The organism is Streptomyces amakusaensis (assembly GCF_039532665.1).
In the GTDB taxonomy this organism is placed as follows: Bacteria; Actinomycetota; Actinomycetes; order Streptomycetales; family Streptomycetaceae; genus Streptomyces; species Streptomyces amakusaensis.
Window position 1 is genome coordinate 167,181 of sequence record NZ_BAAASB010000009.1, and the last position, 18,511, is coordinate 185,691.

12 protein-coding genes are annotated in these 18,511 nt (G+C 68.8%); 8 read left to right on the forward strand and 4 right to left on the reverse strand.

Annotated features, from left to right (window positions below; all coding sequences use genetic code 11):
- Nucleotides 1-130 precede the first annotated feature (130 nt).
- The 3 genes from ABD371_RS18015 to ABD371_RS18025 form a co-directional block, all read right to left on the reverse strand.
- On the reverse strand, nucleotides 131-727 hold the full coding sequence (locus ABD371_RS18015; protein ID WP_344478095.1) for a TetR/AcrR family transcriptional regulator: 597 nt from the start codon (nucleotides 725-727) through the stop codon (nucleotides 131-133).
- Nucleotides 728-1,093: 366 nt separating this feature from the next.
- Nucleotides 1,094-1,417, reverse strand: a complete 324-nt coding sequence (locus ABD371_RS18020) for a hypothetical protein (protein WP_344478097.1) — start codon at nucleotides 1,415-1,417, stop codon at nucleotides 1,094-1,096.
- Between the two features lie 571 nt (nucleotides 1,418-1,988).
- Nucleotides 1,989-4,667, reverse strand: coding sequence for an NACHT domain-containing protein (locus ABD371_RS18025; protein WP_344478099.1), 2,679 nt, complete (start codon nucleotides 4,665-4,667; stop codon nucleotides 1,989-1,991).
- 218 nt (nucleotides 4,668-4,885) lie between these two features.
- Between ABD371_RS18025 and ABD371_RS18030 the strand changes: the two genes are divergently transcribed.
- From ABD371_RS18030 to ABD371_RS18050, 5 genes are all read left to right on the forward strand, one after another.
- Nucleotides 4,886-5,158 (forward strand): hypothetical protein, encoded by a 273-nt coding sequence (locus ABD371_RS18030; RefSeq protein ID WP_344478101.1) that lies wholly within the window; start codon nucleotides 4,886-4,888, stop codon nucleotides 5,156-5,158.
- A gap of 247 nt (nucleotides 5,159-5,405) precedes the next feature.
- A complete protein-coding gene (locus ABD371_RS18035; RefSeq protein WP_344478103.1) occupies nucleotides 5,406-6,230 on the forward strand; it encodes a hypothetical protein in 825 nt (274 codons plus the stop codon).
- Between the two features lie 999 nt (nucleotides 6,231-7,229).
- On the forward strand, nucleotides 7,230-7,919 hold the full coding sequence (locus ABD371_RS18040) for a hypothetical protein (protein WP_344478105.1): 690 nt from the start codon (nucleotides 7,230-7,232) through the stop codon (nucleotides 7,917-7,919).
- Nucleotides 7,920-8,042: 123 nt separating this feature from the next.
- The gene (locus ABD371_RS18045; protein WP_344478107.1) at nucleotides 8,043-8,336 is read left to right on the forward strand and encodes a helix-turn-helix transcriptional regulator; all 294 of its coding nucleotides are present in this window, start codon (nucleotides 8,043-8,045) and stop codon (nucleotides 8,334-8,336) included.
- 113 nt (nucleotides 8,337-8,449) lie between these two features.
- Complete coding sequence (locus ABD371_RS18050; RefSeq protein WP_344478109.1) at nucleotides 8,450-9,619, forward strand: tyrosine-type recombinase/integrase; 1,170 nt, start codon at nucleotides 8,450-8,452, stop codon at nucleotides 9,617-9,619.
- 121 nt (nucleotides 9,620-9,740) lie between these two features.
- Here ABD371_RS18050 and ABD371_RS18055 read toward each other — a convergent pair whose 3' ends face one another.
- A complete protein-coding gene (locus ABD371_RS18055) occupies nucleotides 9,741-11,270 on the reverse strand; it encodes a helix-turn-helix domain-containing protein (RefSeq protein WP_190123701.1) in 1,530 nt (509 codons plus the stop codon).
- Nucleotides 11,271-11,687: 417 nt separating this feature from the next.
- Here ABD371_RS18055 and ABD371_RS18060 point away from each other — a divergent pair, with 417 nt between their 5' ends.
- From ABD371_RS18060 to acnA, 3 genes are all read left to right on the forward strand, one after another.
- Complete coding sequence (locus tag ABD371_RS18060; protein ID WP_344478430.1) at nucleotides 11,688-13,487, forward strand: NAD-binding protein; 1,800 nt, start codon at nucleotides 11,688-11,690, stop codon at nucleotides 13,485-13,487.
- A 128-nt stretch (nucleotides 13,488-13,615) separates the two neighbouring features.
- Entirely contained in the window at nucleotides 13,616-15,205 is a 1,590-nt protein-coding gene (locus tag ABD371_RS18065; protein ID WP_344478112.1) for a phytoene desaturase family protein, read from the forward strand.
- Between the two features lie 442 nt (nucleotides 15,206-15,647).
- Nucleotides 15,648-18,362, forward strand: coding sequence for an aconitate hydratase AcnA (gene acnA, locus ABD371_RS18070; protein ID WP_344478115.1), 2,715 nt, complete (start codon nucleotides 15,648-15,650; stop codon nucleotides 18,360-18,362).
- Nucleotides 18,363-18,511: the final 149 nt, after the last annotated feature.

Consider the following 18,511-nt stretch of genomic DNA (forward strand, 5'->3'; position numbering starts at 1 on the left):
CGTCGGTCCGGCCGTGGGGCGCCGCCCTTCTAAGGACATGAGGGTTCCCTTCGAGATGTTTTGGATTGATCAGTGCAAAACCTGCCCAGGGTGAAACTCCCCGTCGCCGACGGGGTGCGTCACGGAGGAATCAACAGGTGAAGGCGTCCATCGCGGCCTCCGCGATGGCCTCCAGGGCGGCCCGGTCGGCACCGCCCTGCGCGGACACGCGCATTCCGCCGATCACGGCGTTCAGATACCGGGCGAGCGCCTCCGGGGTCCGGCCCGAGGAGACGCTGCCGTCGCGCAGACCGATCTCGATGACGCTTCGCAGGGCGGCCGTCCGCCGGTCCGTGTCCCGGCCCAGGAGCCGGCCGATGTCCGGCTCGCGGCCCGAGAGTTCCACGGTGGTGTTGACCCCGAGGCAGCCGACGCTGCGACCCCCCGGCCGGTTCCCCGCCTCGGCCTCGACGACGGAGGCCAGCAGCCGGCGGATCCTCTCCGCGGCGGGCAGGCCGGGATTCTCCAGGATGGCCGACTGGTTGGAGTTGGTCATGTCAACATACCGGGCAAGTGCCCGCTGGAACAGCTCCCGCTTGCTGTTGAACGTGTTGTAGAAGCTGCTGCGGCCCAGTCCCGTGGCCACGCACAAGTCCTCGGTCGACGTGGCCTCGTAGCCGTTCGCCCAGAAGGCGCGCATCGCCGCGTCGAGGGCCTGCGTCTCGTCGAACGTCCTGGGGCGCGCCATGCGGTGACGGTAACAGTTTTGTACTGACCAGTTCAATACGGGATTCCGGCGAGGCCGCGCTCGGAACATACGGGAACGGGAGGAATCCGGCTCCGCCCGGTGGCGGCGGCCCGGGAGGGCGCCACCGGCCCCAGGTTCATCCGTCATGCGATCACATGACTTCGACCAGGACTTCCGCCAGACGGCGATACGGCCGCGCTCTCGGGGCGTTCTGCCGCTGGCCGCCGTGTCCCTGCTGTGGGTGCGGGTGCGGGTGCGGGTGCGGGTGCGGGCCGCGGCGCTGCCTGCTCCTGCCGTACACGGACGCCGCGACTCCGGCCCGGCCATGCTCGTCGGCAACCGGGCCGGATCCGCGGCGTCCGTGTGTCAGATGTCCCGGAAGAGACCAGTCAGCGCGGTGACCTGCCACGATGAGGGCTCTTTGGCTGCTGACCTGCGCGAATGGTCTTTCATTTGTTTCATGCTCGTGCCGGTTGATGAAGTCGGAAGTCCCAGAAAAGTCCCAGAGAACTCCCACGGCTGATGGACGCCCTTTCGGTTCTCCTCGATGTAGGGCAGACCGCCGGGGCCGGGGCCTGCCCGCTGGCGGTCGTCCTTGATCGAACGACAGTACGGACTGCCCGGATCGCCCGTTGTCGACAAAGGATCTCGCACCTTGATGCCAAGCGGCTGACGTTTGGTCGATGCCATGCAGGACCGTTGGGTCCTGATGATCGATGACGACTCTGCGGTTGCCGTCGGCGATGAGTTGACGGAGCCCGCCAAGCCTCGGTTGCCTCATAGCGAGCGGCCCACCGCCCGCGCTCGGCGGGCGCGGGCGCAGGGCTTGATCGAGCGGATCGTCGCCGAGGGGGCGCGTCCGGATCACTGACCTTGATGACTACGAGATCGCGGAGTGGCGGCACGCTGTCAACTACGCGAAGTGCCACGGCCTGGAGCTGGCGGGCAAACGCATCGAGAAGATCCCCTCCGGAGATCCGGGGCTGGAGCTGTTCCTTGTGGAGGGGCCGTATCCCGATGCGCGGAGTCAGCGGCCGAAGGCGGCCGGGGGCCCGGTTTCTGTCCCCACCCGGCTGGGGCAGCTGCCCCCGGTGGTAGCCGCGCGTGCCGCTGACGGCCTGACTGCTCCGCATTCGGAACCGCCCCGGCCCAGGCGCGATCGAGTTGTAAGGGCTTGTCCGTTGCCGCTCTGATGGCCCAGAAGATCGCCGTCTGCCCCGTGTGCCCGCCGGCTACTCCAGTCAGGGTGCCCGTCGAGACGTCACTGCCATCTGCTCGGCGCGTTGCCCGACAGCAGGCGCACGCCCCTTAGATCGCTCCACAGCCAGCTGTGGGCGAGGTCTGTGGCGGGTGCGTCGGAGAATGGCAGGGCGTGCGAGGTGTATTGGCTGTTCACGTCGGGGACCCTCTCGCGACCGGGGGGTGGATCAAGCGTGAAGTCGGTCGTGGACGGGGCCGTTGGGTCAGCCGAGACGGGCCAGTACGTCACTCTTGTTCCTGCGAGGCCGCCGCGCTTGACGGTGCCCGTGAGAGTGGAGGGCAGCTGCGATGCCAGCCTTAGCGTAGGGCGCAGCCGGGGGAACCACTGGTCGCAAAGGTCTTGGTAGATGCTGAGCGCGCTCTCGAAGAGGTAGCACGTGTAGTCCAGCAAGGCTTCGTCGCTGTAGAAGTCTGAGATGTACATGCGTCCCGGGGCACGGGGGCGGTTGGGTACTGCGAAGGGTGCGTGGAGCAGACCATCTGGTTTGACTTCGATTCCGGATTCCAGGTCGGCGATCAGAGCGGCGAATTCGCTGCCCGCTGCCACAACATTGCCGTTGCGTGCAGAGGTGAAGGTCGACCGAACCGAGCCGGTATGCGCCTTAGCGGCCTGTGCTACCTCATCCACGTCCAGAGGGTTAAGGAAGAACCCTTTCTGGTTGACCAAGGCCCGACTCAGCGCCCACCGCCGCTCAGCCGCCCAAGTGCTGTTTCCGGTGAGATGGAGCTGGCGGCCCAAAATCTTTTCCAGGTGCTGGCTTATCCAGGTCAGCGACCACTGCCAAGGCCACCCCGGATATGAGAAAGCGGGCGTCGCGAATTGCATATAGGTAGGGAAGCCGGCGAAGGTACGCACATCCTCGTAATCGCTGCCTTGTGGCAGCTCGATAGCTTGTTCCTCTTGGCCTGGTCTCGGAGTGTTCTGAATAACCCCCCACAACTCAGTGCCGTGCACCTGGTATCCGAGGACGAGGGGCGGTGCGGGGACACGCTGATACAAGGCCAGGTCGGCAGCTGGCCCAAGAGCAGGAAGCCAGCGGGCAAGGGCGAAGTGAGCACGCTGCCCTGCTTCCGGGCTCAGCGTCGGCCCTTCGTTTCGTAGGCCCGAACCTTTAGGGAAAGCCTCGTCTACGACCCAGGCGGCCACGCCGGGATACCGTGCAACCAGGGGCTCCATGAGGCGGAGACACTGCTGCCAGCCAGCAGCCGCCAGTGCAAGCGCCAGAGGGTAACGCCATCGCTCGACCGCCTCAGACGAGACCCAAGCCTGCTCCGGAATGCCACGCTCCAGCAGTGCGCGACCTGCGAAATACTGCTCAAGGATCGGAAGCCCGAACCGCAGAGTCCGGCCTTGCCGTACTACGAGACGGGTCCTGCGGACCGCGCGACTCTGGGAGAGGCCGAGTTCGCCCTCGGCGACCGGACCGCCAGCTTGGACCGCCAGCCACGCGAGTTCCTCCAAAAGGTCCTCCGTGTCGTCTTCCGGTACCCCGCCCGCGCGCAGGGCACGTTGCACGAGGGCCTCGAGGAAGTCGATGCGCGATCTCGGCCGCCTCCAATCCTGCTCCTCCCGAGTGACTGCTGCGATGATGATGAACAAGGGCAACAACAGCGCCTCGCGAACAGCTGTTGACTCTGAGAAGGGCAGGTGCTGCTGCCCCAATCGCCTTGCTAGGGTCTTGGCTTCCTCGTAGCTCATCGGTGGCAAGGAGACCTCCTCGCCAGCGCTGGACTGCAGGCCCGGACGGGAAGTCATCAGCACCCGACTGCCGGGCCAAATTTGAACCATCTGACGTGCCTGATTCAAGAACCGCTGCGCTCGTGCCGCGTCGATCTCGTCGAGCCCGTCGAGCACGATCCGGACTCCCGAAAAGCCAGGGACACCAAGTGGCTCCACGGCCGATTCCACAGCCTGCTGCAGTGGTCCATGAATATCGTCCGCGTGTAGGTATGCGGGCAGCGGCGTATCTCCCTCTTGCGCCGCGTTCACATCCTCCTGATGGAGCCGTTCAGCAGTTACAGACTTCCCCGAACCGAACTCCCCGCTCAGGACCACCACCCCGGTCGGCTTCAGCGACACCAGCGTCTTCGGCCTTCGACCGACCACCGGATCGTCTGCGAGCTCGCTGGCCACCACGTCATCGAGGCCGGCTGCCTGCCACCGCGCGATAAGCCGGGCCCGCGAGGCGATCAGAAGCTCATAGAGAGCCTGACTTCTGCTGATTGCTCGCTGCTCGTCAGGGTCGGAGCGCCGACGCCGGATTTCCTCCTCGTGCAGACGCTTGAACCCCTGCAACTGCTCCACCGTGAAATGGATACCGTTGTCCCTGTCCACAAAGCTGTGATGCTTCTTGCAGAGAAGAATCATGTTTGGATAGGAGTTGCGCTCGGCCTTAGGCATAGCGGGATCGGCCCGGGGGCCACCGTCCGCCTCCGCAACGATATGCGCCTCTTCTCCCACGACTGTTTCAACCAGGCTCGCCGAGGTTCCGCTTAGAAATTCCTCAATCAGCCGTTCGTTGCAGCCAGGGAACGCGCACTCATTGCCCGCCTTCCCCCAGAGCAGCCGCCTGTCGGCGTCGCGCAACTGAGCCACTTCCACCCCCACCAACGACATATGTATGCCCACCAGTAGATCACTGGACGCCAGCGTCGCACCCGCACAGGCGTAGTCCGACACCTGTCGCTGCCTTTGCAAGCAGTGCGGCGGGCATTATCGGCGAGGACGATGATGACCTGCTCGTATCGGGTCCACCAGCCACGTGGTCGCTGGCGCCGAGAAGGCCCTGCGCGCCACCGTCACCGCCCCGCCAGACAACCGGCTGGGCATCCTAGACTGCTCCATCGGGTGACCGCGTTCACCATCGTTGGCCGCGAGCACGAGGTCGCCTCCTGTGGGTGCGCGACTTCGTCGTCACCGAGCACGGCATGGAGGTCGACGTGCCGGTGCCGAAGATCAAGCTCCGGAAGGTGAAGGTGCCGTTCGGCTCCCGGCCGAGCAGCTGCCCCGTGCGCGCATGGCGGGTCAGGAAGGCATCAGCCGCCTTGGCCGACCCGGACGATTTCGCGTACAAGCCGCTGCACAACAGGTGGCACACCGTCATGCCCGACGGGATTGCCCCAGAGACCATCGGCAACGTCATCACCCGGCTGGGCAAGGGGCCGAGCTGAACTTCCGCCCACCGGGCATTCTCCGCGCTGCGGACTGGCCACCAGCTCCAAGCGCGCTGGCGACGACCGCAAGGTCATCGCCAAACAGGGCGGATGGGTCGAGAACAGCGCCGCGATGGAGGGCTACTTCGAGGCTGGCGACGGCTGAGAGGAGAACGTGACGGTGAAGGTACTGCAGGACAGGCGGTCCGACCTGCCGAGTTGTCCCCATGATTGAGTATCCAGACCACTCGGGGAGGGGAAAGCGATGAACGAGGCCGGTCCAGAGTTTCCCGCGACGTTCGACCAGGAGTTCGTCCGGCAAGACGGACACCACGGCTACTTCGGCAGGAACGTGCTGAAGGGGCTGGTTGACGGGATGGAAGGCTTCCTGGAGGAGAAGCGGCGTACGCCGGGGCTCCGGAGCATGGGGCCGGTGGCGCTGGGCGCGTTTCTCTGGTTCGACGATCAGGAGCTGGCCTCCTGTCTCGCGCGGTTCGCCCACACCTGCGTGGTTGTCTCCAAGCAGGGGCGTAGTAAACGCGACCTGGAGAAGCTGAGCAAGCTCAAGCCGTTTGCCGATGGCGAAAATGGAATACTGGCCGGTGCCTTCGCCGAGTTGACCGGCCTGGACTGGCGGGAGAACGACCGCGCCAAGGTGCTGGGACCGGGCTCACCGATGCCCGACCCGGTGATTCCGCCACTGCGGACCATCGGGTTCCGCCGCCAGCCTAAGGGAGACATGGTGCCCTTCCTCCACACAAAGATCATGTTGCTCGGCGAGATGTGGTGGCACGACGAGGATGCCCTGGGCGGCGTCGCCGATGTTGTCGGCTTCCGCCCCGAACGGCTCTGGGTGGGTAGCGCGAACGCAACTTACCGGTCCAGAAGCAGCCTTGAGTTCGGGATGTGGCTCGATGACCCGCAGGCATTGGAGGCCGCGCAGACGTTTCTGGTCCAGCTGATGGCGCACTCCGAAGCCCTCGACCCGGATAGTGACCTCTTTCAGCCGGAGCTGCTCCCCGTGGACTTCGACGACGAGGCGTTCGCCGAGTACGTCTCGGAGTACGGGTGGGGCGACCCCGACGCCTGAACAGCGGCCGCCTTCCCATCGAGGCAGCCATCAAGCGCGTTGGCCAGGGAGGCGGGGGGCTGGTCGTTGGTCCCGCCGCGCCGGTGAACCACAGGTCCGGATCATGTCCGTAGACACCCGACGCCGACCTTCCGCTGAGTCGTCCCGGCAGCCTAGGCTCGATCGCCCCCTCCGTACTTGTCCGCAACCCGGTAGAGCTCGCATGGCTCGGGAGCGACGCCGTCCCCGTCACGCTCCGATCACTTCGGTCTGCTCCAGCGTCCCCTTGGGCACTGGCGGCAGGCGACATCCAGCCGGCCGTCTTGAGGTGGCTGATCCCCGAACCATGAGGCGTCGGAGCATGCGACCACTGCCGACTACCGAGGCTGATTGAACCGGCCGGGAGGTGTTCGTCAGGTCGTGTGTCGTCGGGCCTTAGCCACTTTTCCGTGGGTGACGAAACAGAACCGGCTCCGGAGGCCGTTTGGGTTTTCCCGTGCGATGGGACGGGTCGTGCCGGAATCCGCCAGTGGTTTTGGGGTCGCGAAGGGGTCTGGCGTCGTATTCGACCAGGGTAGCTGCAGTCCTGGCCGAACTCTGCTCCTCGAGTATCGCCTTCATGTTGGCGAAGCGCCGAGCGTGCGATTCCCTTTGAGGGCAGTTCGCCGACGGCAGACTAGTCCGGGCCTGATTTGACTGGATATTCTCGCCGGAGACATGTCAATCTTGATCATGTCGGCGTGATGGTCCTGCTGAAGAGGCATGGGGAGGCAGGTCGCCTCCTCCGTTCGGCTGCCTGCCAAGGCTTTTGGCGTACCCGAACTCTTCTCTCGCATGAAGCGCCAGCTTCGCGACTCGTCCATGAACGGCAAGTTGGGCTTCGTTGCCCACTCCTACCATGCAGTCCCCGGTTCGCGAAACCGGGGATTTTCCGGAGCCTTGTAGATGTCCTTCGGCGGTGAAGCCGGAAGGGCACCTTGTTCCGCTGCAAGCGCACCCCTAGTTCGAGGAGTCTCCCCTGTGACTGCCGTTGTTGATGAAACGTTCCTGCTGTCGGATCGCCAGCGAGACGACCTGCTGGATCAGGTCGGCCAATGTCCGCAGAATGGCCGTGCACTGCGTGCTTTCCTGTCGTCCATCGCCCTGGCGGCACTGAGGCCGCAGGAGGCATTGGCCCTGCGGGTGCGTGACGTGGATCTGCCTGATCAGGGCCCGGGCGAGCTGGTGATTCATCCTCGCCGTCTCAAGGATGGGGACGAGGCGGTGGAGGGGGCGGGTGTTGTGCGGGTCGTTCAGGCGAGCCCGGAACTCGTGGAGATTCTGAAGGAGGAGGTCGTCCGGCGCGGCCTTGGTCCCGAGGACCTGATGTTCACCCGCGATGACGGTCGGCCGTTGACCGGAGCCGTCTACCGCAGGGCATGGCGCCAGGCTCGGGAATCCGTCCTGGAGCCAAGCGAGTTCAGCTCGCCACTGGGCAGGAGCGTCTCCGACCTCCGGGACACCTGCATCGCAACCTGGCTGAGCGGTCACCGCACCGCTTGGGAGATCATCACGGTGGCTGATCGGACCGGCGTCAGCGCGTCTTCACTCGCCCGCCGCTTCCCGCACTGCTTCCAGCCGCCCGCCTCGGCCGAAGCCTCCAACGCTCTCATCGAAGCCGCCTTCGCCATAGCGGACCCGTATTGCGAACCGGCGCGCGCCGCACGGTAGCCGCAACGCGGTCCGATCGGCGGCCGGGTCGCAGATCCCAGCCCGTTGCCAACAAATGCTGCGGGCGGGGGACCTCGCCGTTCACCGCCCGCGGCCACTCGCTTCACTCACACAGGACTTTCCATGCCCGCATATCCACTTCCCGCGCCCTCCGTCGCTGTCGGTGCGGCATTCCTGAATGTCAAAGACGCGGCCGAGTACCTCGGCCTCTCGCCTCACACCCTCTACGTCTGGCGGCACCGGAGGCAGGGGCCGCCGAGCTTCCGTATGGGCCCACGAGGCCGCGTCATGTACCGCCGGGAAGCCCTGAACGCCTGGATCCGTGAACAAGAACAGGCCGACTCCCGCTCCAACATGGCCTTGAGCCCCCTCAACACTCCGCGCCACTACCGATCCGGCAGCACAGCGGTCGCCTGACCGATCGGTCGCCCCCCGTTTCCGTTCAAAGGACAGAATTGCCCGGCTACATAGAAGACCGATGGTTGAAGAAGCGCCCCAGCCGGGAGACCGGTAAGCGTGAACGTACCGCCATGTACGGAAAGTGCACCCGCTACCGGGTGAAGGCGATCCCGGGCGTCAGGGACCGTTCCTTCGACGTACTGAACGATGCCAAGACCTGGCTCGCGACAGCCCAGACCGACGTGCGGCGCCAGGAATTCATCGACCCCCGTGACGGCGATCTCTCCGTCAAGGACTACATCAGTGTGCACTGGTGGCCTTCCCAGAGCGGAGACCCGTCCACCATCGAGCGCATCGAACAACGGGTACGGCGCCACATCCTCCCGCACCTCGGAGCACTCCCCCTGAACGCCGTGGGGACCGACGTTCTCCGGAGCTGGAAGAAGCGGCTGGAACAGGACCTCGGGCCCACCTCCATCCGCCTCGTCTGGGCCACGCTTTCCAGCGTGCTCCAAGCCGCCGTCGAGGACCGCCGACTCGCCCGTAACCCCTGCCGCGCTAAGACCGTCCGGCCGCCGGCCGCTGCTCCGGGCAGGCTGGAGGCATGGCCGCAGGAACACGTACTGACAGTCCGCGCCGCCCTCCCGGACCGCTATCGGATCCTCGTGGAGATCGGCGCCGGTCTCGGCCTGCGCCAAGGCGAGGCGTTCGGGCTCGGCCTGGACGACTTCGACTTCGACGAGGGCGTCGTCCACATCCGCCGCCAGATCAAGATGGTGCGGGCGAGCCTGTGCTTCGCGCTCCCCAAAGGCCGCAAGGTCCGCGACGTGGCACTGCCCTCCAGCGTCGGGGAGGCGGCACGACAGTACGCGACCGCGTTCCCGTCCGTGCCGGTCACCATGGCCTGGGACGACCCCCGCCCACCGGAGACACCGGTGGAGGCCAAGCACCGCCGGCCCAGGACGTACAACCTGCTCGTGACCGGCCGCGAACGCAAAGCGATCAACCGGAACTACTTCAACTCCTACATCTGGAAACCCGCACTCACCAAAGCTGGCGTGATCGGCGGCCTGGAGCAGCGTGCCGACGGGCAGCGCGTCTGGGAACCCTCCCGCGAACACGGCTTCCACGCGCTGCGCCACTTCTATGCCTCGGAGCAGCTGGAGGCCGGTGAGTCGGTCGTCTCACTCGCTCAGTGGCTCGGACACACCGACCCCGGGTTCACCCTGAGGAAGTACGCGCACTTCCTGCCGCGCGCGGGCGCCCGCGGCACCGCCGCCATCGACGCCCTGTTCGGCTAGCCAGGAGGGTCCCCGAACGCCCCAGGGGCCCCAAAGTCCCAGAGAAGTCCCACAGACGCCGCCGCACCTTCACCTGACCTACGTTTCAGCAGGTCAGGCAGGGTGCGGCGGCGTCCATATGTCAAATGTCCCGGAAGATCTCGATCTGCGCGCCCACCGAGTTCAGACGCTCCGCCAGCTCCTCGTAACCCCGGTTGATGACGTACACATTGCGCAGCACGGAGGTGCCCTCCGCCGCCATCATCGCGAGGAGTACCACCACCGCGGGGCGGAGCGCGGGCGGGCACATCATCTCGGCCGCGCGCCAGCGGGTGGGGCCCTCGACGAGGACGCGGTGGGGGTCGAGGAGTTGGAGACGGCCGCCGAGGCGGTTGAGGTCGGTGAGGTAGATGGCGCGGTTGTCGTAGACCCAGTCGTGGATGAGGGTCTGGCCCTGGGCCACGGCGGCGATCGCGGCGAAGAAGGGGACGTTGTCGATGTTCAGGCCGGGGAACGGCATGGGGTGGATCTTGTCGATCGGGGCTTCGAGCTTGGAGGGGCGCACGGTCAGATCGACCAGCCGGGTGCGGCCGTTGTCGGCGGTGTACTCGGTGGAGCGGTCGTGGTCGAGGCCCATCTCCTCGAGGACGGCCAGCTCGATCTCCAGGAACTCGATCGGGACGCGGCGGATGGTCAGCTCGGACTCGGTGACCACGGCGGCGGCCAGCAGGCTCATCGCCTCGACCGGGTCCTCGGAGGGGGAGTAGTCGACGTCGACGTCGATGGTGGGCACGCCGTGGACGGTCAGGGTGGTGGTGCCGACGCCCTCCACCCGTACGCCCAGGGCCTCCAGGAAGAAGCAGAGGTCCTGGACCATGTAGTTGGAGGAGGCGTTGCGGATGACCGTGACGCCGTCGTGGCGGGCGGCGGCGAGCAGCGCGTTCTCGGTCACGGTGTCGCCGCGCTCGGTCAGGACGATCGGCCGGTCGGGGGAGGTGTCGCGCTCGACCTCGGCGTGGTAGAGGCCCTCGGTGGCCGTGATGTCCAGGCCGAAGCGGCGCAGTGCGATCATGTGCGGCTCGATGGTGCGGGTGCCCAGGTCGCAGCCGCCGGCGTACGGCAGCTTGAAGACGTCGAGCCGGTGCAGCAGCGGACCGAGGAACATGATGATCGACCGGGTGCGGCGGGCGGCCTCCGCGTCGATGGCGTCCATGTCGAGCTGGGCGGGCGGCACGATCTCCAGGTCGACGCCCTCGTTGATCCAGCGGGTCCGGACGCCGATGGAGTTGAGGACCTCCAGCAGACGGAAGACCTCCTCGATGCGGGCGACCCGGCGCAGCACCGTACGGCCCTTGTTGAGGAGGGAGCCGCAGAGCAGCGCCACGCACGCGTTCTTGCTCGTCTTGACGTCGATCGCGCCGGAGAGCCGACGGCCGCCGACCACGCGCAGATGCATGGGACCGGCGTAACCGAGGGACACGATCTCGCTGTCGAGCGCCTCACCGATGCGCGCGATCATCTCAAGGCTGATGTTCTGGTTGCCGCGTTCGATGCGGTTGACCGCGCTCTGGCTGGTGCCGAGAGCCTCGGCCAGCTGCGTCTGCGTCCAGCCGCGATGCTGCCGTGCGTCACGGATGAGCTTGCCGATGCGTACGAGGTAGTCGTCTGCCATGCGGTTGAGGTTATCTCAGATATGAGATGTGGCGCGCGCCGGGGGTGGCGTTCGAGTGAAACCCCGGCGCTGCTTCGAACCTCCCTCTGACGATCCGTCGACCGGGCCGCCCGGTCAAACCGGGGGCCGCCGTACGGGTGTCGGCACGCCGCCCGGCACGGCGTGGCACCCGCCCCGGGGACGGCCAGGTCGGGGCCCGGCCGACCCGCTCGCCGCCCGGCCGGGGCCGCCGGCCCGAACTCGCCCCCGTCGCCGGGAGAATGGCCGGATCCGGCGGCACGGCATGCTGTCCGCGTGAATTCCCCGACTCGCCGGACCCGGACCCAGGCCCACCCCCAGACCCAGAACCAGCCCCAGGCTCCCCCTCAGACCCAGAACCAGGCCCACCCCCACGCTCCGCCCGCCGCCGCCGGCGAGATGGTCGTCTGCGGCGACGACGCCCTCGCCCTCCGGCTGGCCGCCGAACTGCACGGCCTCTACCGCCAGCGGGTGACCCTCCTCACCCCGGACGCGAGCCTCGCCCCGGAGCCCAGCCCCGGCACACTGCGGGTGCTGGAACACGAGACGCCCGACCGCGCCACCCTCCGCGCGGCCGGCGTGGAACGGGCCGACGCGCTCGCGCTGATGTACGAGGACGACGAGACGAACATCCGGGGGGCCATGGCCGCCCGCAGGCTCAACCCCCGGCTGCGCCTGGTGATCCGGCTCTACAACCGCAAGCTCGGCCAGTACCTCGCCGAACTCCTCGACCAGGCCGCGCAGGTGGCCGGCGTCGACCGGGCCGCCGTGGAATCCCTCACCACCGTCCTCTCGGACGCCGACACCGCCGCCCCCGCGCTGGCCGCCACCGCCGCCGCGGGCACCAGCAAGATCGTCCAGGCGGACGGCCTGCTGCTGCGGGCCGCCGAGCGGCCACCGCCCCGCCCCGGCGAGAGCGCCGAACCGGGACTGTGCACCCTCGCCCTGCTCTCCTCCACCACCACCGACCCCGCCGGCACCGAGGGCACCGACGCCAGCGGCGCGCAGGGCCCGCGGCTGCTGCCCGACGACGAGGAGGTCGCCGGGGCAGCGGGCCGGGGCAGCCTCGTCCTGGAGACGATCTCGCCCAGCGGCCCCACCGGCACGCCACGCCGGATCAGCGCCGCCGCGCTGCCCGTCGGAGAACTCTTCTCCCGCCGGGTCCGCTGGTCCCTGGCGGGCTTCGCGATCGCGGTGACCGCCCTGGCCGTCGCCGCGTGGATCACCCAGGACGCCCACCCCCTGCACGCCGCCTACATCACCCTTCTGGACCTCTTCGCCATCAACGAACCCGCGGTCGACGCGAGCACCGACCGCCAGCTGCTGCAACTCCTCGCCGGACTCGCCGGACTCCTCCTGCTCCCGGTCATGGTCGCCGCCGTCCTGGAGGCGCTCGGCTCCTTCCGCTCCGCCACCGCCCTGCGCCGCCCGCCCCGGGGCCTGGACGACCATGTCGTCCTGCTCGGCCTCGGCAAGGTCGGCACCCGTGTCCTGGCCCGCCTCCGCGAACTGGGCATACCCGTCGTCTGCGTCGAGGACGACCCCGACGCCCGGGGCATCGCCCTCGCCCGGAGCCTGCGCGTCCCCGTCGTCCTCGGCGACGTCACCCAGGAGGGCGTGCTCGAAGCCGCCAGGATCCACCGCGCCCACGCGCTCCTCGCGCTCACCAGCTCCGACACCACCAATCTCGAAGCCGCCCTGTGCGCCCGCGGCCTCTCCCCCCGGCTGCGGGTGGCACTGCGGCTGTACGACGACGAGTTCGCCACCGCCGTCTACCGCACCCTGCGCGCGGCCCACCCCGACGCCCTCACCCGCAGCCGCAGCGTCACCTCCCTCGCCGCGCCCGCCTTCGCCGGGGCGATGATGGGCCGCCAGATCCTCGGCGCCATACCGGTCGAACGCCGCGTCCTGGTCTTCGCCGTCTTCGACGTCGGCGAACTGCCCGGGTTCGAGGGCCGGACCATCCAGGAGGTCACCCGGCCGGGGACCTGGCGGGTGCTCGCCCTGGACACCGCCGCCCCCGACGACCGCCGCCCCGACCTCTCCGCCGGTCACCACCACGACGACGGCACCGCCCACACCTCCGGGCTCCTCTTCGACCTGCACCCCGGCTATGTCCTGCGCCACGACGACCGCATGGTCCTCGCCACCACCCGTCAGGGCCTCGCCGACCTGCTCAGCACCCGCGCCGGGAGATAGCCGGACAACGGCCGGGGCCGGGCCCTCCCGCCCGGACGGCCCACACGGGCGGAACCGCCCGGGGCCCACCGTTCGTTGACGCGACGGACAGGGCCGGGACGGCTCTGCCACGGGCGAGGAGAGAACCGATGGAGAACGCCGGGACGGCCGGGACCGTCGACGCGGTCGTCGTGGGCGCGGGGATCAACGGCCTGGTGGCCGCCGCCGAGCTGGCGGCGGCCGGCTGGTCGGTCGCCCTGCTGGAGCGGAACGCGGACATCGGCGGATTCATCGCGACCGAGGAGCGCACCCTCCCCGGCTATCTCCACGACACCTACTCCTCCTGGCACCCCCTGTTCGTCTCCGGCCCCGCCCACGCCGTCCTGGGCGAGCGGCTGCGAGAGCACGGCCTCACCTACCGCAATACGGAGGAGTGGGTCACCGCGAGCGTGGCCGACGACGGCCGCACCACCCTCGCCCACCGCGACCCCGAGCGCACCGCCGACGGCTTCGCCGACCCGGCCGACCGCGCCGCCTACCTCGCCGTACTGCGCCGGTACGAGAGGAACATGGAGTCGCTCGGCGGACTGCTCGGCGGCGAGCCGCGCTCGCCCGCGGCGCTGCGGCACATCGCCCGGCTCTCCCGCGACGGCGGACGCGCCGGACTCGAACGGTGGCTGCGCTCACTGGCCTCGGGCGGCCGGGGATACGCCCGCTCGGAGTTCCGGGGCGGCGAGGTCGACCATCTGTACGCCCCCTGGCTGCTGCACACCGGGCTCTCGCCCGACCAGGCCTCGGGCGGCTTCATGCTGCCGCTGCTCGCCGTCACCCTGCACGGCTTCGGCCTCCCCGTGGCGGCCGGCGGCTCGGGCCGGTTCCTGGACGCCTTCCGCTCGCTGCTCGACTCCCTCGGGGTCCGCGTCGAGACCGGCACCGAGGTCGAGCGCATCGTCGTGGAGCGGGGGCGCGCGGTCGGCGTGGCCGCCGGGGGCCGGACCGTCCGGGCCCGCCGCGCGGTGCTCGCCTCGGTCACCCCCACCGCGCTCTACGGGGAGCTGCTCCCCGAGGACGCCGCCGTCGGAGGCCTGCGCGAGGAGGCCGCGCGCTTCCGCCCCGGCCGGGGCGCGATGCAGATCCATGTGGCCCTCTCCGCCCCGCCCGAGTGGCGGGACGGCCGGCTGGCCGCGATCCCGCTGATCCATCTCTCCGACGGCTCCGGCAGCACCGGCATCGCCTGCGCCGAGGCCGAGGCGGGACTGCTGCCCCGGCGTCCCACCGTCGCCGTCGGCCAGCAGTACGTCCTCGATCCCTCCCGGGTCCCGGCGGGCGCGGGCGCCCTCTGGCTCCAGCTCCAGGAAGTCCCCTTCACCCCGCTCGGGGACGCGGCGGGCGAGCTGGACATCACCGCCGGCTGGACCCCCGAGCTGGCCCGGGGGTACGCCGACCGCGTTCTCGACCGCGTCGCCGCGCACGCGCCCGGTCTGCGCGAGAAGATCCTCGCCGTGGACGTCCTCACCCCCGTCGACCTCGCCGCCCACAACCCCAACGCGATCGGCGGAGACCCCTACGGCGGCTCCGCCGAACTCGACCAGAGCTTCCTCTGGCGTCCTCTCCCCGGCTCCGGCCGGCACACCACCCCCCTTCCCGGTCTCTGGCACATCGGCGCGTCCACCCACCCCGGGCCGGGCCTCGGCGGAGCCTCCGGCCACATGGCCGCCACCGCGCTGACCAGCGGGTGACGGCGGACGACCGGGTCACCCGGCCCTGCCGGCGGACACCGCCGACGGGCGGCGGGTTCCCGAGGCCCGGGCCTGGGCCTCGGCCTCGGCCCGGGCCTCCGCCTCCGCCTCGCCCGAGATGCCGCACGGCCGCGCCCCGGTGGACGCTGGTCAGCAGGTGCTCGCCGATGTCCCGCAGGGCGTGCGCGCCGATCCGCGAGCGCATGCCGACGCCCCCGCCGGGACCGTCCGGACGGGGGCGTGACGGTGAACACCGGCCGCCCGGGCATGACCGAGCCGCACCGATGTACTAGAGTTATCTCGACATCGAGATATCTGCCGAAGACGTGCCGCAGCCGCCACTCGGTAAGGGTTACCTAACTAAGCCCTACCTTAGCGGATCGGCGAGGAGCCGTGGCGGCAGCATGGACGTAGTACGCGCACATTGATGAAGGAGACTGTCGTGTCGGCGAACAGCTTCGACGCCCGCAGCACGCTGCGCGTGGGCGACGAGTCTTACGAGATCTTCAAGCTGGACAAGGTCGAGGGCTCCGCACGCCTCCCGTACAGCCTGAAGGTTCTCCTGGAGAACCTGCTCCGCACCGAGGACGGCGCGAACATCACCGCCGACCACATCCGGGCGCTCGGCGGCTGGGATTCCCAGGCGCAGCCCAGCCAGGAGATCCAGTTCACGCCGGCCCGCGTGATCATGCAGGACTTCACCGGTGTTCCCTGTGTCGTGGACCTCGCCACGATGCGTGAGGCCGTGAAGGAACTGGGCGGCGATCCGGCGAAGATCAACCCGCTGGCCCCGGCCGAGCTGGTCATCGATCACTCCGTCATCGCCGACAAGTTCGGTACGCACGAGGCCTTCGCGCAGAACGTCGAGCTGGAGTACGGCCGCAACCGGGAGCGCTACCAGTTCCTGCGCTGGGGCCAGACCGCGTTCGACGAGTTCAAGGTCGTCCCGCCGGGCACCGGCATCGTCCACCAGGTGAACATCGAGCACCTGGCCCGTACGGTCATGGTCCGCAAGGGCCAGGCGTACCCGGACACCCTCGTCGGCACCGACTCGCACACCACCATGGTCAACGGCCTCGGTGTGCTGGGCTGGGGCGTCGGCGGCATCGAGGCCGAGGCCGCGATGCTGGGCCAGCCGGTCTCCATGCTCATCCCGCGGGTCGTCGGCTTCAAGCTGACCGGTGAGCTGACCCCCGGCACCACCGCCACCGACCTGGTGCTGACCATCACCGAGATGCTGCGCAAGCACGGTGTCGTCGGCAAGTTCGTGGAGTTCTACGGCGAGGGCGTCGCCGCCACCTCGCTCGCCAACCGCGCCACCATCGGCAACATGTCGCCGGAGTTCGGCTCCACCGCCGCGATGTTCCCGATCGACGACGAGACGCTCAAGTACCTGCGTCTGACCGGCCGCGACGAGCAGCAGGTCGCGCTGGTCGAGGCGTACGCCAAGGAGCAGGGCCTCTGGCTGGACCCGGCCGCCGAGCCCGACTTCTCCGAGAAGCTGGAGCTGGACCTCTCCACGGTCGTCCCCTCCATCGCCGGACCGAAGCGCCCGCAGGACCGGATCGTCCTCGCCAACGCCTCGCAGCAGTTTGCCGTCGACGTGCGCAACTATGTCTCGGACGACGAGGAGGCGGGCAAGGAGTCCTTCCCGGCCTCCGACTCCCCGGCGAGCGCCAACGGCGTGCCGTCGCGCCCGACCACGGTCACGGCCCCCGACGGGTCCACGTACGAGATCGACCACGGCGCCGTCACCGTCGCCGCGATCACCTCCTGCACCAACACCTCGAACCCGTACGTCATGGTCGCCGCCGCGCTGGTGGCCAAGAAGGCGGTCGAGAAGGGCCTGACCCGCAAGCCGTGGGTCAAGACCACCCTCGCCCCGGGCTCCAAGGTCGTCACCGACTACTTCGACAAGGCGGGGCTCACCCCCTACCTCGACAAGGTCGGCTTCAACCTCGTCGGCTACGGCTGCACCACCTGCATCGGCAACTCCGGCCCGCTGCCGGAGGAGGTCTCCAAGGCCATCAACGAGCACGACCTGGCCGTGACCTCGGTGCTCTCCGGAAACCGGAACTTCGAGGGCCGGATCAACCCGGACGTCAAGATGAACTACCTGGCCTCCCCGCCGCTGGTGGTCGCCTACGCCATCGCGGGCTCCATGAAGGTGGACATCACCCGCGACGCCCTCGGCGTCGACCAGGACGGCAAGCCGGTCTACCTCCAGGACATCTGGCCCACCGAGGCCGAGGTCAACGACGTCGTCGCCAACTCCATCGGCGAGGACATGTTCAACAAGTCCTACCAGGACGTCTTCGCGGGCGACGCCCAGTGGCAGGCGCTGCCGATCCCGACCGGCAACACCTTCGAGTGGGACACCGAGTCCACCTACGTCCGCAAGCCCCCTTACTTCGAGGGCATGACGATGGAGACCACCCCGGTCTCCGACATCTCCGGCGGCCGGGTGCTCGCCAAGCTCGGCGACTCGGTCACCACCGACCACATCTCCCCGGCCGGTGCGATCAAGGCCGACACCCCCGCGGGCAAGTACCTCACGGAGCACGGCGTCGAGCGCCGCGACTTCAACTCCTACGGCTCGCGCCGTGGCAACCACGAGGTCATGATCCGGGGCACCTTCGCCAACATCCGGCTGCGGAACCAGATCGCGGCCGGCACCGAGGGCGGCTTCACCCGCGACTTCACCCAGCCCGACGCGCCGGTGTCGTTCATCTACGACGCCTCGCGCAACTACATCGAGCAGGGCATCCCGCTGGTCATCCTGGCGGGCAAGGAGTACGGCTCCGGCTCCTCCCGCGACTGGGCCGCCAAGGGCACCGCGCTGCTCGGCGTCAAGGCCGTCATCGCCGAGTCGTACGAGCGCATCCACCGCTCCAACCTCATCGGCATGGGCGTCCTGCCCCTCCAGTACCCGGAGGGCGCGTCCGCCGAGGCCCTCGGTCTCACCGGCGAGGAGACCTTCTCCTTCACCGGCGTCACCGAGCTGAACAACGGCACCACGCCGCGCACGGTCAAGGTCACCACCGACACCGGTGTGGAGTTCGACGCGGTCGTCCGCATCGACACCCCCGGCGAGGCCGACTACTACCGCAACGGCGGCATCATGCAGTACGTCCTGCGGAACCTCATCCGAGGCTGACGGACACACCCGTCGAGGGCCGCGTCACCGCTTCACGGCGGGGGCGCGGCCCTTTCGCGTACCCGTCGCCGCCCGATCCGCTCAAAGCTCGCTCAAAGCCCGTTCGAAGCGGGCGGGCCACGGCGGGATCCACGCGTGCGGCGTGGAGG

Excerpts from the sequence above, each read along its gene's own strand:
- ABD371_RS18015 (WP_344478095.1), bottom strand. The coding sequence starts at position 727 with ATGGCGCGCCCCAGGACGTTCGACGAGACGCAGGCCCTCGACGCGGCG.
- ABD371_RS18020 (WP_344478097.1), bottom strand. The coding sequence starts at position 1,417 with ATGGCATCGACCAAACGTCAGCCGCTTGGCATCAAGGTGCGAGATCCT.
- ABD371_RS18035 (WP_344478103.1), top strand. The coding sequence starts at position 5,406 with ATGAACGAGGCCGGTCCAGAGTTTCCCGCGACGTTCGACCAGGAGTTC.
- ABD371_RS18045 (WP_344478107.1), top strand. The coding sequence starts at position 8,043 with ATGCCCGCATATCCACTTCCCGCGCCCTCCGTCGCTGTCGGTGCGGCA.
- ABD371_RS18050 (WP_344478109.1), top strand. The coding sequence starts at position 8,450 with ATGTACGGAAAGTGCACCCGCTACCGGGTGAAGGCGATCCCGGGCGTC.
- ABD371_RS18055 (WP_190123701.1), bottom strand. The coding sequence starts at position 11,270 with ATGGCAGACGACTACCTCGTACGCATCGGCAAGCTCATCCGTGACGCA.
- ABD371_RS18060 (WP_344478430.1), top strand. The coding sequence starts at position 11,688 with ATGGTCGTCTGCGGCGACGACGCCCTCGCCCTCCGGCTGGCCGCCGAA.
- ABD371_RS18065 (WP_344478112.1), top strand. The coding sequence starts at position 13,616 with ATGGAGAACGCCGGGACGGCCGGGACCGTCGACGCGGTCGTCGTGGGC.